This window comes from Clostridium paraputrificum, from assembly GCF_900447045.1.
Taxonomy (GTDB): domain Bacteria; phylum Bacillota; class Clostridia; order Clostridiales; family Clostridiaceae; genus Clostridium; species Clostridium paraputrificum.
In genome coordinates this window covers 799,628-812,968 of record NZ_UAWH01000005.1, presented here as the reverse complement: position 1 = coordinate 812,968, position 13,341 = coordinate 799,628, and the positions used below count along the sequence as shown (strand labels likewise).

General features: G+C 28.9%; 13 protein-coding genes. 8 read left to right on the top strand and 5 right to left on the bottom strand.

Features of this window, described 5'->3' with window-relative positions; all coding sequences use genetic code 11:
• Nucleotides 1-48: 48 nt before the first annotated feature.
• The 3 genes from hypF to DR024_RS03855 are packed head-to-tail and all read left to right on the top strand — an operon-like array spanning nucleotide 49 to nucleotide 3,603.
• Entirely contained in the window at nucleotides 49-2,346 is a 2,298-nt protein-coding gene (gene hypF / locus DR024_RS03865) for a carbamoyltransferase HypF (RefSeq protein WP_099313854.1), read from the top strand.
• A 51-nt stretch (nucleotides 2,347-2,397) separates the two neighbouring features.
• On the top strand, nucleotides 2,398-2,976 hold the full coding sequence (locus DR024_RS03860; protein ID WP_055253434.1) for a flavin reductase family protein: 579 nt from the start codon (nucleotides 2,398-2,400) through the stop codon (nucleotides 2,974-2,976).
• A gap of 54 nt (nucleotides 2,977-3,030) precedes the next feature.
• Nucleotides 3,031-3,603, top strand: a complete 573-nt coding sequence (locus DR024_RS03855) for an NUDIX hydrolase (RefSeq protein ID WP_027098202.1) — start codon at nucleotides 3,031-3,033, stop codon at nucleotides 3,601-3,603.
• Between the two features lie 35 nt (nucleotides 3,604-3,638).
• On the opposite strand, the gene DR024_RS03850 is transcribed toward DR024_RS03855, so the two are convergent.
• The 4 genes from DR024_RS03850 to DR024_RS03835 form a co-directional block, all read right to left on the bottom strand.
• Nucleotides 3,639-3,986 carry an arsenate reductase family protein gene (locus tag DR024_RS03850; protein ID WP_027098203.1) on the bottom strand — a complete coding sequence of 116 codons (348 nt, stop codon included), beginning with the start codon at nucleotides 3,984-3,986 and terminating at the stop codon, nucleotides 3,639-3,641.
• An 8-nt stretch (nucleotides 3,987-3,994) separates the two neighbouring features.
• The gene (gene ppaX, locus DR024_RS03845) at nucleotides 3,995-4,630 is read right to left on the bottom strand and encodes a pyrophosphatase PpaX (RefSeq protein ID WP_027098204.1); all 636 of its coding nucleotides are present in this window, start codon (nucleotides 4,628-4,630) and stop codon (nucleotides 3,995-3,997) included.
• Nucleotides 4,631-4,756: 126 nt separating this feature from the next.
• Nucleotides 4,757-5,323, bottom strand: a complete 567-nt coding sequence (locus DR024_RS03840) for a cysteine hydrolase family protein (protein ID WP_027098205.1) — start codon at nucleotides 5,321-5,323, stop codon at nucleotides 4,757-4,759.
• Between the two features lie 13 nt (nucleotides 5,324-5,336).
• Entirely contained in the window at nucleotides 5,337-6,140 is an 804-nt protein-coding gene (locus tag DR024_RS03835) for a hypothetical protein (protein WP_027098206.1), read from the bottom strand.
• An 89-nt stretch (nucleotides 6,141-6,229) separates the two neighbouring features.
• On the opposite strand from DR024_RS03835, the gene DR024_RS03830 reads away from it, so the two are divergent.
• Nucleotides 6,230-7,264 (top strand): acyltransferase family protein, encoded by a 1,035-nt coding sequence (locus DR024_RS03830; RefSeq protein WP_316089993.1) that lies wholly within the window; start codon nucleotides 6,230-6,232, stop codon nucleotides 7,262-7,264.
• 89 nt (nucleotides 7,265-7,353) lie between these two features.
• On the opposite strand, the gene DR024_RS03825 is transcribed toward DR024_RS03830, so the two are convergent.
• Complete coding sequence (locus DR024_RS03825; protein ID WP_027098207.1) at nucleotides 7,354-8,397, bottom strand: aldose epimerase family protein; 1,044 nt, start codon at nucleotides 8,395-8,397, stop codon at nucleotides 7,354-7,356.
• Between the two features lie 201 nt (nucleotides 8,398-8,598).
• On the opposite strand from DR024_RS03825, the gene DR024_RS03820 reads away from it, so the two are divergent.
• From DR024_RS03820 to DR024_RS03805, 4 genes are read left to right on the top strand one after another with little or no spacing between them, the layout of a single operon-like run.
• Nucleotides 8,599-9,771: a galactokinase gene (locus DR024_RS03820; protein WP_055253429.1), complete on the top strand. Its 1,173-nt coding sequence runs from the start codon at nucleotides 8,599-8,601 to the stop codon at nucleotides 9,769-9,771.
• 11 nt (nucleotides 9,772-9,782) lie between these two features.
• Nucleotides 9,783-10,772: a UDP-glucose 4-epimerase GalE gene (gene galE / locus DR024_RS03815; RefSeq protein ID WP_027098209.1), complete on the top strand. Its 990-nt coding sequence runs from the start codon at nucleotides 9,783-9,785 to the stop codon at nucleotides 10,770-10,772.
• 12 nt (nucleotides 10,773-10,784) lie between these two features.
• Nucleotides 10,785-12,278, top strand: coding sequence for a UDP-glucose--hexose-1-phosphate uridylyltransferase (gene galT / locus DR024_RS03810; protein WP_055253427.1), 1,494 nt, complete (start codon nucleotides 10,785-10,787; stop codon nucleotides 12,276-12,278).
• 14 nt (nucleotides 12,279-12,292) lie between these two features.
• The gene (locus DR024_RS03805) at nucleotides 12,293-13,324 is read left to right on the top strand and encodes a LacI family DNA-binding transcriptional regulator (RefSeq protein WP_055253425.1); all 1,032 of its coding nucleotides are present in this window, start codon (nucleotides 12,293-12,295) and stop codon (nucleotides 13,322-13,324) included.
• Nucleotides 13,325-13,341: the final 17 nt, after the last annotated feature.

Sequence of the window (13,341 nt, the reverse complement as noted above, 5' to 3'; positions counted from 1 at the left end):
ATATGGTAAAATTTATATTATTAATTCGTCTTAAGGTGGTGTTCTACAATGATTTATTCATATTTGATAAAAATCACAGGAATAGTTCAAGGAGTAGGCTTTAGACCATATATATATAATATTGCAAAAAAATTTAGTTTAAATGGATGGGTTTTAAACGATAGTAATGGTGTGGAAATACATATTGAAGGTCATAAAGAAAGTACCTCATCTTTCATAAATCAAATAAAAACCTCCCCTCCAGAATTATCTAGAATTGAATCCATTTCTATTAAAGATGATAAAAACTATAACTTAACCTCATTTGAAATTAAAGAAAGTCTAAAAGCTTGTGAAAATCAAATTTTTATATCACCTGATATATGCACCTGTGAAAATTGTACAGCTGATATTTTAGATCCAAATAATAAGAGATATTTTTATCCATTTACTAACTGCACTAATTGTGGTCCTAGGTTTTCAATCATAAAAAGAGTTCCTTATGATAGAAAAGTAACCACCATGTCTAATTTCACTCAATGTAAAGATTGTTTTAAAGAGTATACAACTATGAGTAACAGACGGTTTCATGCACAGCCTAATTGTTGTCCAAGCTGTGGCCCTAAAATCTTTATAACTGATAATTCAGGAAAAGATATTACTCAAGAAATAATATGGGAAGAAAAAATCAATTCATGGAGATACAACAAAAAACTCATAAATTTCTTTGCTAAAAAAATAAATGAAGGCTCTATCTTTGCAATAAAAAGTTTATCAGGATTCCATCTTTGTTGTACTCCCTATTCTGAAAGCACAGTAATGACCCTTAGAAAAAGAAAAGTAAGAAAATCAAAGCCCTTTGCACTTATGATTAGAGATATCCAAACAATTGAAAAGTTTTGTTATGTAAATGAATCAGAAAAGCAACTTTTATTAAGTAAAGAACGTCCCATTGTTCTTTTAAATAAAAAACAGAATAACTCCTTACCAAATATAGTTGCTCCAAATAATAATTATTTAGGAGTCATGCTACCATCTACTCCTCTTCAAATTTTAATATTTCAGACCACTGATATAGACTCTCTTATTATGACGTCAGGAAATCTATCTGGACTTCCTTTAGAATTTGAAAACAAAAAAGCTATAGATAACCTTGGACAATTTTGCGACTTTTTCCTAATGAATAATAGAGATATATTTTTACCCTTAGATGACTCCATAATAAAATGTACCACTTATGAAAATATGATTATTAGAAGAGGTCGTGGATATGCACCTCTCCCTCTTCTTTATAAAGATTCAAAAGAAATTCTTGCTGTAGGTGGTGACATGAAAAACACCTTTGCTATTTCTAAGGGAAATTATATATACCAAGGACCTCATAATGGAGAACTAATTAACTATGAATCTCTAGAAAGATTTAAAAGCAATATAGAACACTATAAAAAATTATTTGAAATAAATCCAAAATTAATTGTTCATGATTTGCATACTGATTATGAAAGTAGTAAATATGCAAGTTCTTTAAATATACCTACTTTAGGAGTGCAACATCATCATGCTCATATAGTAAGCTGCATGGTAGACAACAAATATAGCGAAAAAGTAATTGGTGTGGCTTTTGACGGAACAGGATATGGGGATGATAACTCTATTTGGGGAAGCGAATTTTTCATTTGTAATTTAAAAGAATATAAAAGAGTTGGACATTTAGACTATGTTAGATTCTTAGGCGGAGATTCAAGTCTTAGAGATTGCTATAAAATTGCCCTATCATATCTGTACAACATAGATTTAAATAGGACTAAGGGGATTTTAGATACTAATTATAAAAAAACTTATGATATTATATATAAATTACTTTCTGACCCTAAAAAATCTTATCCCTCTTCTAGTATGGGAAGATTATTTGATGGAGTTTCATCACTTCTTAACCTTTGTCACAATTCATCTTTTGAAGGAGAAGCTGCAATAATGCTAGAGTCAATTTTAGAAACAGAAGCCTTAGATATTGGATATGATTTTAATATTAAAGATGATAATGGAGTATATATTATCTCTCCACTCCAAATTATAAACTCTATCCTTATAGATATAGAAAATAAAATTCCTATTGAAAAAATATCCTTAAGATTTCATTCAACCATAGTAAACTATATTGTAAAGATGTGTGAATTCCTCAGGTTAGATTTTAATATTAATGTAGTTGCTCTAAGTGGTGGGGTATTTCAAAATAACTTTATACTTAATAATACCTATTATGAACTTAAGAAGAAAAATTTTAAAGTTCTTACCCATAAAGACATTCCTACAAATGATGGTGGAATATCAATAGGACAACTTGTAATAGCTAAAAATAATTTTTAATGCTATAATTTACGGGATAACAAAAGAGTATTAATACAGAGGAGTTTTTATATGAGCAAAATGGATTTCAAAGGAAGTGTAGTTTTAAATCCAGTTCCAGTGGTTTTAATCACTTCTAAAAATAAAGAAGGAAAAGAAAATGTATTTACAGTAGCTTGGGCTGGTACAGTATGTACTAAACCACCAATGCTTTCTATATCTGTAAGACCTCATAGATTATCCTATGAATATATAAAAGAGTCTATGGAATTTGTGGTTAATATGCCCCACTCAAATATGACTAAAGCTGTAGATTATTGTGGTGTTAAAAGTGGTAGAACAAATGATAAAATTAAAGAAATGGGCTTTACAATGAAGGAATGTAGGCAAATTAACGCCTCATATATAGATGAATGTCCCGTTGCAATAGAATGTAAGGTTAAACAAATTATTCCCTTAGGAACTCACGATTTAATTATTGCAGATGTTTTATGTTCACATATTGACGAAAGCTTAATGGATGAAAAAGGGAAAATTCATTTTGAAGAAGCAAACTTAATTAATTATTGTCATGGAGAATACTATCCAATGACAAAAAAGAGCTTAGGTAGCTTTGGTTATTCCGTTAGAAAGAAAAAAAAGAAGAAATAATCATATTGAAACTCAAGGTTAAAACTTTGAGTTTCTACTATTATGGAGGTTACAATGAACTGGATTAAAGAAATTGAAAACTATGTTCCCTTTAACGCACAAGAAGAGTCAGATAAAAAAATAATTTTAGATGCAATAAGAAATCATAGTAATATTTTAACTAGAGACAATGAAATAATGCATATAACAAGTTCTGGCTATATTTTAAACAAAACTAGAGATAAAGTTCTTATGATTTATCATAGAATCTATAATTCTTGGTCTTGGACTGGCGGACATGCTGATGGTGATGATAACTTACTACATATTGCTATAAAAGAGGCAAAAGAAGAAACAGGAATTCAAAACCTAAACCTAATTATTCCAAACATCTTTTCTCTTGATATTCTTACTGTAGAAGGCCATTATAAAAAAGGAAAATTCGTTTCGCCTCACCTTCATCTTTCAGTAGCTTACCTATTTGAGGGAGATGAAAACACTAAGCTTATTCTAAATGAAGAAGAAACTAAGGGTGTTAAATGGATACCTATTTCAGAAATTCATAATGCTTGTACTGAAGATAAAATGATAAAACTCTATGATAAATTTCATCAAAAACTCAATGATTTAATAAAAAGTAACCTCTAGCAACTTTATTGCCAGAGGTTATTCCTACTTTTAATCTATTCACTATCTATCCATTCTTTCCATATTTCAGGTTTATAACCAACTGTGGCTTTTTTCCCATTTCTAACTACAGGTGTAACAATAAGGCTTCCATCCTTTAATAATATTTCTTCTTTAACTTCTGCACTTCTTATATTACCTAAGTTTGATTTTGAATAATTTTTAGCTTTTGTATTAATTAATTCATTAATACCTACAGCTGATTTTACAGAAGAAAGCTCACCTTTACTCATACCTTTTTCTTTCATATCTATTAATTGATACTTTATTCTTCTTTCTTTAAAGAATCTTTCCGCCTTCTTAGTATCAAAACACTTCTTAGCTCCAAATATTTGTACGTTCATATACCCTCCTATACAAGTTCCAAAATATCAGTAGGTTTTTTAACCATATATGTTGGCTTTACATCTAATAAATCTTTAATATCTAAAGCAGTATATTCAACTCCACAAGTAAAACATCCTGCATTTTTACCACATAACAAATCATAACTACTATCCCCAACCATAATTGCTTCTTTAGGCTCTACCCCTAATATTTCACAAGCTTTCATAGCTGGTTCTCCTTCTGGCTTATGCTTTGTAGTAGACTCTGGTGATATTATAACATCCATATATTCAAGTATGCCACCAAGCATCATTCCTCTTTCAGCTACTGCCTTTCTTTTAGAAGTCACTATTCCTAACTTAATTCCTTTACTATTAAGAGTTTGAAGTAGTTCCATAACCCCTTCAAATGGTGCGCACATTTCATCATGATGATCTGCATTATAGGATCTATATTCATTAATCATTCTTTCTAATTCTTCTCTATTGTTTGCATACTTTTCTAAAGATCTCTCTAAAGGCTTTCCATATAATCTAGTTATTTCAGTCTTAGGCAATTCTATATCTAATACCTCTTTAAACATATGGAAAAATGACTTATAAATTAATTCATTAGTATCTAATAGTGTTCCATCTAAATCAAATAATATTGCTTTAATCATTACTCTTCCTCTAACTTTCTGCTACATTTTATTTCTCTTTTATAGATTATAATATTTTTTTATCTTTAATTCAATTGACACAACTTATTCATAAATTAAAAGGAGGAGATTACTAAAAATCTTCTCCTAAAACTCTTCTATTACTTCTATACCAGCTTGTAACATATCCATAAAAGAATATTTGTTCATTTCCTCTGCACTATGACCAGGTGCATCAAAAGTATCTACACAATTTTTAATTACTATAACATCCATATCTAAATTTTCTTTATTAAAGTATGTTTTTAATGTTAAAGTAAATTGTTTTACACAAATATCAGTTACACATCCAGTAACATACCACTTCTTAACGCCTTTATTAATTAAGTCATTTACTTCTATTTGTGTCTCTTCTTCCAAAAATGCATTTGTAGAATTTTTCTTTATAACCTTCATATCTTCTTCATATGCCTTAATTTCATCTACCAATTCACACTCTGCTGTACCTTCTACACAATGAGGTGGAAAACTCTTAAATTCAGCTGCATCCTTTTTGTGACTATCTGTAAATGCCACAATTCTATCCCCATTATCTTTAAATTCTTCTATCACCTTTACTATATTAGGTATTATTTTCTCTACTCGTTCACTTGATAATGCCCCTTCTCTTGCAAAACCATTGTTCATATCAACTATAAATAAGACTGAATCCATAAACACTCCTCCTTTATAACGAAATAAAATTTATTACTTCTTTATTATCAATTATTGATCCTTTATTATATTCAACTTGGAACTTATATTTTCCTTCTTCAATTATATCCTTTTCTCTATACTCATAACATTTTGACACCATATTCAAACATACTTCATACACAAAAATATATAAAATATAATAATCTAATTTACAATTAAGTATTTCAATATTCTTTAAGCCTAGCTTATCCATTCCTACAGTATAGATATCCTGTTTAAAGTTTCCATTCATTCGCATTCTTATGTCCACCCATAATTCAATAGGAAGACTTTCTTCATCTAAACTTACAATTTTATTTTCAAATTCCTCCGGGGACCTTATTGTTTGTATATTATACCAATATACTCCTAATACATTAGTAGAATTTATTATAGCTACTATTACCTTGCTTAGTAAGATACAATTCCTAACTTGTTCATCTAACCTTCCATTAATAGATATAACTAAATGTGCAGTATGCTTACTCATCTTACTTCTTGCTTGTTTAAAGTACCATGCCCTTTCACAAGATTGATTAATCTCATCCCAATCAATTGGATGTGGCATTAACGTTATTATTACCTGTTTATCTTCTATATCTATAGTTCCTATATCCTCTTTCCACTTATTAATAAATATTCTTATGTTAAATTTATCATCTAAATAATCTTTAAAGTTACTTTTGTTAGGAAGTTCTCTATTTTCTAAAGCAACAAATGCAACAGTAGTTATATTTTTATTTTCTTGTTTAATAGTATTACTTTTTTTTCTCTTAAATAAGTTCTTAAACCACATATCCATCACCCTCTATTAATATTATTTTACTAACTTATGTAATATTACTTCTTCTATTTATATTGACAAATATAATTCAAGTAATATAATTGACATTGTTTTGTAATATTTATGTAATATTTTATATACAAGGGGAGGGGATTATTATTAAAACCAGGGATTATTATTTTGACAATCTTAAAGCCTTTTTAATTATTTCTGTAATTATAGGGAACTCTTTAGAACATGCACAACCGTCTTGTTTAAACACACATTACTTCTTACTGGTACTATACATGTTCCATATGCCCCTATTTACATTTGTTTCAGGATATTTTTGCACAAAAAGCAAAAGAACAACTCAAGAAAAAGTAATAAAAATATTCAAGATATATTTATGTGTACAAATTTTCTACTATCTTTTAAATAGATTTGTATTTAGCAGTTCATTAACTCTAGAATTTTTCACACCACAATGGACTATGTGGTATTTATTATCTTTAATATTCTGGTACATTTTATCAGATTATATAAAGGATAAGAAAAAGTGGCTTATACTATCATTAATTGTTTCTTTAGCTATAGGTTTTGATGATAGTGTTGGTAGCTATGCTAGTGTCTCAAGAACTTTTTTCTTTTTACCTTATTTTGTAGTTGGAATGATGTTCAAAAAAGAATACTTAGAAAAGTTAAAAAAATATAGAATTCACTTATTACTGTCTTCTATAGTAGTTTTATTTGTCCTTTACTTATTAAAGGATCAAACTATGCTAGAACTTCTATTTGAATATACTAAATATGAATTCTACTATGATAACCGTCTTTTCCCATTCTTTATTAGAATATTTCATTACGTCGGCTCATTTGTATTAGGCGGATTAATACTAAGTTATACTCCATCAAAAGTAACTAAGCTTCATACTATAGGACAAAATTCATTAATTATGTATATATTCCACGGAGCAGTTATAAAACTTATATATATAACACCACTTGTAAATTATTCAACACCTTTTAGGGTTGTATTATCTGAGATAACAATATTATTAGTTCTATTTATTATTACATTAGGTTCTGTAAAAGCTAAATATCTATATAAATCTAGAAAAATCATAGATAATAGTACATTTACTCAATCTTCTTAGATAAATTAAATAAATAGTAAAAAATCAAAATCTGACTTCTATATTGAATAGCAGTCAGATTTTGATTAAAACAATATACTTATACTATGTTAATTTGTAAACTTAAAAATAGTTTTTGCTTTATATTCCTCTCCCTTTCTAAGTATTGATCCATCTAAAAAAGTTTCATTTTTTCCTATAGGCATACCTTGCGTTTCAAAACATATTGCATAATTTTTCTTTAGAAAACCGCCACTATATAACTCCTTATTATCTTCTGGATAATTTGTAGTATATACAACTACAGCTTCTCTATCAGTATATACTTCCATAGATCTACCAGATTCCTTATCTTCTAATCTCACCTTAACATTATTATTTTTTTCTAAACTCCAAGGATGATCATATCCATTTCCTAATTTCAATTGATTATGTTCTCCATTTATATCTTTTCCTATTTCTTTAGGATAATTAAAGTCAAATTCAGTTCCATTAACATCTATCAATTTTCCTGATAAAGCTCCATCTTCTGTTATAGCAGCAAACTTATTAGATTTTATGGTTAGAAACTCATCTAAAACACTTCTCTTTAAGTTTCCAGATAAATTAAAATACGAATGGTTGGTCATATTAAGCAGAGTATCTTTATCGCTTGTCCCATAATACTCTATTGATAATTCATTATTATTATTTAAAGAATACTTTACCTTTAGAATAACATTTCCTGGATACCCTTCTTCTCCATCTTTACTTACACTTTCTAATATTAATCCAACTTCATCCTGGTCATTATATTTAGTAACATTCCATAGCTTTTTATTAAATCCTATATTACCTCCATGTAATGTGTTATTTCCTGAATTCTTTGATAACTGAAAGTTTTCTTTATTTATAGTAATCTTACCATCTGCAATTCTTCCTGCTGTTCTCCCTACCAAAGCTCCAGTATAACCACTATCCCATGTATAATCTTTATAATTTTTCCATCCTACAACTATATTTTCTAAAATTCCATTTCTATCGGGAACATATATCCCTGTAATAATACCTCCTAAATTCAATATTTTAACTTCAATATTTTTATCATTTCTTAATGTATACTCATATACTTTCCCATTCTTATCTTCAAATACAAACTCTTCATTAATTCTCATAAATACCTCCTAAGAAACCGCTTTCTATTTTTTTCTCTAAATAATATATATTAATCTTCTTGTTTATATAATACTCTTCCAAAACTATTGTTGTAAATATAATTATGTAAACAATTAATTAAATTCTTTTATTTAACAAAAAAGTATTTACTTTTTCATAGTAATCGCTTACTATAAAAGTAAATAAAGGAGGGTATTAATATGGAACTTATTGAAAACTTAAAAAATGACTTTACTGAAATCTTTAATGAAAATCCAACTAACATTTATTTTTCACCTGGAAGAGTAAATTTGATTGGAGAGCATACAGATTACAACGGAGGAAATGTATTTCCATGTGCACTTTCTATAGGAACTTATGGACTAACTACTAAAAGAGATGATAAAAAGGTTAGATTATATTCAAATAACTTTAAAGATATTGGAGTTATAGAATTTGATTTAGATCAACTTAAATTTGAAAAAGAACATGATTGGGCTAATTATCCTAAGGGAGTTATTAAAACCTTTAAAGACCATGGTTTTGATATTTCTAATGGATTTAACGTATTAATATATGGAAATATCCCTAACGGTTCAGGGCTTTCATCATCAGCTTCTCTTGAATTATTAACTTCAATAATTCTTAAAGATACTTTCAATTTAGAAGTTGATATGATTTCTATGGTTAAAATGAGTCAGGAAGCTGAAAATAAATTTATCGGAGTAAACTGTGGCATAATGGATCAGTTTGCTATTGGTATGGGAACTAAGGACTGTGCAATCTTACTTGACTGTAACACTTTAGAATATAGATACAGCAAAATCAATATGGATGGGTACAAGCTAGTAATAGGAAATACTAATAAAAAGCGTGGACTTGTTGACTCAAAATATAATGAAAGAAGAGCTGAATGTGAAGAAGCATTAAGAATATTAAAGGAATATAAAACCATATCTTCTCTTGGTGAACTTACAGAGGAAGATTTTGAATCTTTAAAGGATAAAATAGGAAACCCTATCATTAGAAAAAGAGCTAAACATGCTATATTAGAAAACATAAGAACTCTAAAAGCTGTAAAAACTTTAGAAAATAATGATATAAAAACTTTTGGTGAACTTATGAACCAATCTCATATTTCTTTAAGAGATGACTATGAAGTTACAGGAATTGAACTTGATACTTTAGTTGAGGCTGCTTGGGATCAAAAGGATAAAGTCATAGGTTCACGTATGACAGGAGCTGGTTTTGGTGGATGCACAATAAGCATAGTAAAAGAAGATGCTATTGATGAATTCATAAACTACTCTACTGAAAAATATGAAAAAATTATTGGATATAAACCTAGTTTCTACGTAGTAGATATTTCTGATGGAACTAGAAAACTATTTTAGGGGGTTTTAGTATGTCAATATTAGTATGTGGTGGTGCTGGTTACATTGGTTCTCACACAGTTCATCAACTTATAAAAAGTAATGAAGATGTTGTAATTGTGGACAATCTTCAAACAGGACACTTAAAAGCCATTAATTCAAAAGCTAAATTTTACAAAGGTGATATAAGAGATCATGCTTTCTTAGATAAAGTATTCTCAGAAAATAATATTGAAGCTGTAATACATTTCGCCGCAAACTCATTAGTTGGTGAGAGCATGACTAACCCTTTACTTTACTTTAATAACAATGTATATGGAATGCAAGTATTACTTGAAAGTATGGTTAAACACAACATTGATAAAATTGTATTTTCATCCACAGCTGCTGTATATGGAGAACCAAAAAAAGTTCCTATATTAGAAGATGATGAAACAAACCCAACCAATACCTATGGAGAAACAAAGCTTACAATGGAAAAAATGATGAAATGGGTAAACAAAGCTAATGGAATTAAATTTGTTTCTCTAAGATATTTCAATGTTGCAGGTGCTTTAGAAGATGGTAGTATTGGAGAAGATCACTCACCAGAAACTCATCTTATACCATTAATACTTCAAGTACCTTTAAAGAAACGTGAGCATATAACAGTATTTGGTGATGATTATCCAACGGAAGATGGTACATGTATCCGTGACTATATCCATGTTTTAGATCTTGCAGATGCACACATAAAAGCTCTTAACTATTTAAGAGCCGGAAATGAAAGCAATATCTTTAACCTTGGAAACGGTAAAGGCTTCTCTGTAAAAGAAATGATAGATGCAACAAAGGAAGCTACCGGTGAAGAAATAAAGGTTGTCTTAGGAGAAAGAAGAGCTGGTGACCCTGCTATACTTATAGCTTCAAGCGAAAAAGCTCATAATCTTCTTAAATGGGAGCCTAAATATACTAACGTTAAAGATATTATAAAAACAGCATGGACATGGCATTCTAAAAATCCAGACGGATTTAATGATTAAGGAGGTTTTATTATGATAAACCATGAGATAAATCGACTTATAAATTTTGCTCTTCAAAAAGATTTAATCTCAGAAGAAGATAGAATATATTCAATTAACATGCTACTTGGAACTTTAAATCTAAATGAATTTGAAGAAGAAATCGTTAATGAAACTTTAGATAACCCTACAGAAATTTTAGAAAATATTTTAGACTACGCAGTTTCAAAAGCTATGATTGAAAACTCAACTACAGAAAGAGACTTATTTGATACAAAAATAATGAACTGTGTTATGCCTAGACCTTCTGAAGTAATTAATACTTTTTCAAGACTCTATAAAAAAGATCCAAAGCATGCAACTGATTACTATTTTGGTTTAAGTATAGCTTCTAATTATATTAGAAAAGAAAGAACTAATAAAAATATTGTATGGAAAACCTCTACCCCTTATGGTGATTTAGATATAACAATTAATCTTTCAAAGCCAGAAAAAGATCCAAAGGAAATAGCTAAGGCTAAGCTTCAAAAAGCTTCATCTTATCCTAAATGTTTATTATGCAAAGAAAATGAAGGTTTCTACGGAACCTTAAATCATCCTGCACGAGAAACACATAGAATAATTCCATTGAAGCTAAACGAAACAAAATGGTTCTTACAATACTCTCCTTATACCTACTATAACGAACATTGTATTGTTTTAAACAGTGAGCATGTTCCTATGAAAATCAATAGAACTACTTTTGAAAATCTTTTAGGATTTGTAGAGCAGTTTCCACATTATTTTATAGGGTCAAATGCAGACTTACCAATAGTTGGAGGATCAATTTTGTCACATGACCACTACCAAGGTGGAAGATATACTTTTGCAATGGAAAATGCATTATTAGAAAAATCTTATGTCATTCCTGGTTATGAAAAAGTAACTGTTGGACGTTTAAAATGGCCAATGTCTGTAGTTAGATTAGTAAGTGACAATAAGGATGATTTATTAAACTTAGCTGCCCATATTTTATCTACTTGGAGAAAATACTCAGATACTACTGTAGATATTCTAAGTCACACTAATAACGAACCACATAATACTATAACGCCAATAGCTAGATACAAAAATAATAAGTATGAGCTAGACTTAGTTTTAAGAAATAATAGAACTAGTGAAAAATATCCACTTGGTCTTTTCCATCCTCATGAAGAAGTTCATCATATTAAGAAAGAAAACATTGGTTTAATTGAAGTTATGGGACTTGCCGTTTTACCTGCTAGATTAAAAAATGAACTTAATATAATTAAGAACGCTCTTTTAGATGGTGAAAAAGATATATCAACTAATGAAATTGTTTCTAAACACGCTAAGTGGTATAATTACATCATTAACAAATACCCATCATTTACAGAGAATACTGTAATGGAAATTTTAAAAGAAGAAGTTGGACTAAAATTCCAAGAAGTATTATCTCATGCAGGTGTATTTAAAAGGGATGAAAAAGGATTAGAAGCCTTTGATAAATTTATAAAAACATTGTAAGGTGGAATAACTCTATGAACATAACTATCACTGAAGTAGCAAAAAAGGCAAATACCTCTGTGGCTACTGTATCAAGGGTAATGAATGGAAATTATCCTGTTAAAGAAGAAACTAAGAAAAGAGTTCTTAAGGCAATTGAAGAACTAAACTATATACCCAACATGCAAGCAAGGGAACTTACTCAAAGAAAGTCAACTACAATAGGTGTAATAGTTCCTAGTTTAACTAACTTATTCTTCCCAAGCGTTGTATATGGGATAGAATCAGAATTGAAGAAATATTCTTTATCCATTATATTAATGACCACATCTAATGATAAAGATGAAGAAAAAAAATGTGTTAATAATCTGCTTGCTCGAAACGTTGCAGGTATTATAGTAATTGACCCTACTACATCAAATATTAAAAATAAGTTTTATAACGAATTATCAAAAAAAATACCATTTGTATTTATAAATGGCTATACAACTGTTCCTAATATATCATCAGTTTCAAATGATGAATCTACAGGGTGCAAATTAGCCTTAAGATATCTACTTGATAAGAACCACAGAAACATTTTATTTATTCGTGGCAAAGATAGTTATTCTTATGATGTTAAGGAAGAGGTTTATAAAAAACTCATGATGGATATCGGTAACTTTCATCATGAAAACATTATAAATATAGGTGAGGGTAACAGCTTAAAAACTGTAGATAATACAACCTCTATGCTGATAGAACTTTTACCTAAACTAAATGTAACATCTATATTTGCTTGTAACGACCTTATGGGAGTTGGAGCAATAAATGCTTGTAAAAAGCTAAATATAGAAATACCTAAGGCTTTATCTATTATTGGATATGATAATATTCAATTAAGTAGCCTTATAGAACCAAAACTTACTACTATGGATCAAAATATGCACCTACTTGGAACTAATGCTGCTAGCTTAATTAAAGATAAAATTGATTGCAACAATGAATATAGCAAAAGAATTATTTTGAACAATACCTTAGTAGAAAGAGATACAGTAAAAAAATATAACTTTAAGGTATATACTTAACTATTATTCATGTATAT

Coding starts and splice junctions, on each gene's coding strand:
- hypF (WP_099313854.1), top strand. CDS start 49: ATGATTTATTCATATTTGATAAAAATCACAGGAATAGTTCAAGGAGTA.
- DR024_RS03860 (WP_055253434.1), top strand. CDS start 2,398: ATGAGCAAAATGGATTTCAAAGGAAGTGTAGTTTTAAATCCAGTTCCA.
- DR024_RS03855 (WP_027098202.1), top strand. CDS start 3,031: ATGAACTGGATTAAAGAAATTGAAAACTATGTTCCCTTTAACGCACAA.
- DR024_RS03850 (WP_027098203.1), bottom strand. CDS start 3,986: ATGAACGTACAAATATTTGGAGCTAAGAAGTGTTTTGATACTAAGAAG.
- ppaX (WP_027098204.1), bottom strand. CDS start 4,630: ATGATTAAAGCAATATTATTTGATTTAGATGGAACACTATTAGATACT.
- DR024_RS03840 (WP_027098205.1), bottom strand. CDS start 5,323: ATGGATTCAGTCTTATTTATAGTTGATATGAACAATGGTTTTGCAAGA.
- DR024_RS03835 (WP_027098206.1), bottom strand. CDS start 6,140: ATGTGGTTTAAGAACTTATTTAAGAGAAAAAAAAGTAATACTATTAAA.
- DR024_RS03825 (WP_027098207.1), bottom strand. CDS start 8,397: ATGAGAATTAATGAAGAGTTTGTATTTGAAGATAAGAATGGGAAAGTA.
- DR024_RS03820 (WP_055253429.1), top strand. CDS start 8,599: ATGGAACTTATTGAAAACTTAAAAAATGACTTTACTGAAATCTTTAAT.
- galE (WP_027098209.1), top strand. CDS start 9,783: ATGTCAATATTAGTATGTGGTGGTGCTGGTTACATTGGTTCTCACACA.
- galT (WP_055253427.1), top strand. CDS start 10,785: ATGATAAACCATGAGATAAATCGACTTATAAATTTTGCTCTTCAAAAA.
- DR024_RS03805 (WP_055253425.1), top strand. CDS start 12,293: ATGAACATAACTATCACTGAAGTAGCAAAAAAGGCAAATACCTCTGTG.